This window comes from Hyphomonas oceanitis, assembly GCF_036964545.1.
Taxonomy (GTDB): domain Bacteria; phylum Pseudomonadota; class Alphaproteobacteria; order Caulobacterales; family Hyphomonadaceae; genus Hyphomonas; species Hyphomonas oceanitis.
On the sequence record NZ_JBALTL010000019.1, the window covers coordinates 1 to 1,225 of the forward strand.

A 1,225-nucleotide genomic window follows, 5' to 3' on the forward strand; every position below is an offset into this window, starting at 1 on the left:
CCTCGCACATTCATCCATGGATCGAGGCTAAATGTCTTCTGATCACGGGGGAAGTAGACGGCCATGATCCACGGGCGACCGGCCTTGGAGCAGGAGGCATCTCGTCCTCCGTCTTTGCCTCCGAGTGGATGTGACGGGTCGATGTCCTCGAAACCGGAATACGAGAGTATGTGTGCCGCAAGACGCTCGGACGGGGCTTGGCCCTGAGTCCATTGCAAAAGCCGAAACCATGTCTCATCCGTGCGTGTCATCCCTGATTCATACCGTGGCCGGCTGACAGGCGGCACCGTCGCCCCACATCGGTAGGTTCTCATCGCGTCTCAGACGTACGTACCAAAACTTGGGCCTCACCATTGCAAGCCTCACCATTGCGAAGCGCATCGGCTACGAGCTGGGCTCAAGTTTTGAGCCCAGTGACCTGCCCCGAAATATCAGCGGCTACGCCCGCGCCCACAAAGAATGAAATGTTGAAAATTATACGGGCATGCCATGGGCATCATGGATTGCGCTTGAAACTTTCTGCGCACAAAGGGGCGAAACGCCTTCCACTCTTGATATTCCCTCCACGTCATCCGCCTTGACCCTGTTCGTTATTGCCCCAGAGCTTGCTTCTCCCGCCGCATATTGAGATGTCGCGTGCGCGCGCAACTGAGCGACCGTGAGCACAGTCCCGATCGGATACTGTTCGAAAACTTCGTTGATATGAGTGGCTATCTTTCGTCCCGAACTGGTTCCATCTTCGGAGCGCCCAGCGCGCCGAGTATCAGAATTATCGGCATGGACAGTGGAATCAACTTCATTAATGCGCAGTTCACTGACCGAAGGTACCGCTCCCATAACTGGCGGAGTTTTTACTCCGTTCTCCGGTCGTGCCCATTCTCGGCAGATTGCATCTGCCAATTGTGACGATCGGTCGAGAATTTCTTCTGGTCCCCATTCGGCACTTAGAGACCGATTGAGCGCGAGAGCGCTGTGCGACAATATCGCTGCGCGTTTGGTCTGCCAACTGCTGTTGGAAAGTTTAGAATTGAGTTTCGTCGTGACCAGGGCGAGATTTCCGATCGTATGAACGAGACGCTCACGTCGGGCAGTTTCAGCTTCTCTCAACTCTGTGGAATCGGTGAGGATGGGCCAATGTGTTTCCCACTTTTGCGGCATGAGATGTTCGATCGGTAGAGGACCGGAGATACGCATAGCGGCTCTTCCCAGATGAGGGTGTAGGTCG

At 55.1% G+C, this 1,225-nt stretch carries 2 protein-coding genes; both read right to left on the reverse strand.

From position 1 onward, the window contains the following. Positions 1-251: hypothetical protein (locus V7651_RS18650; protein ID WP_335614024.1), on the reverse strand; the 251-nt coding region annotated here is incomplete at its 3' end. A 223-nt stretch (positions 252-474) separates the two neighbouring features. After that, a partial coding sequence (locus V7651_RS18655; protein ID WP_335614025.1) for an HNH endonuclease family protein occupies positions 475-1,225 on the reverse strand: 751 nt, incomplete at its 5' end.